The organism is Agrobacterium sp. ST15.16.024 (assembly GCF_027956545.1).
Lineage (GTDB): Bacteria > Pseudomonadota > Alphaproteobacteria > Rhizobiales > Rhizobiaceae > Agrobacterium > Agrobacterium cucumeris.
In genome coordinates, this window is record NZ_JAQKGO010000092.1 from 1 (window position 1) to 352 (window position 352).

General features: G+C 59.9%; 1 pseudogene. It reads right to left on the reverse strand.

Features of this window, described 5'->3' with window-relative positions:
- Window positions 1–352: pseudogene (gene uppA, locus PL640_RS25770) on the reverse strand (polysaccharide biosynthesis GNAT family N-acetyltransferase UppA); the annotation flags it as partial.

Below are 352 nucleotides of genomic sequence, written 5' to 3' on the forward strand. Positions count from 1 at the left end.
GTCCTGTCGCGCCACCTCAGCGGTATGTTGTGCAAAGCCAGAATATCGGCTCGACCATGCAACAGCTTCCTCGCCTCCCGGGCAATCGCCGCCGCGATTTCCTGTCCGGCCTGTCCGGCAAAGGAGGGGTCGAAAAGCCCCGTATTGATATTTTTGAAACGGCCGCCGGGAAAACGCGCCTTGCGAACGCCGCCTTCCATTACGATTTCGAGAGGCAGCAGAAAGATCGTCTTGCCGCGTTGCCGGCCGCGAAGCGTCAGGAGCGCGCTATCCTGCGTTTGTGCCCAGATGGAGCACCAGCCGAAACTCTGATGCAGCGAATTGAGCGGATCGTTTTCCAGCCGCTCCCAGT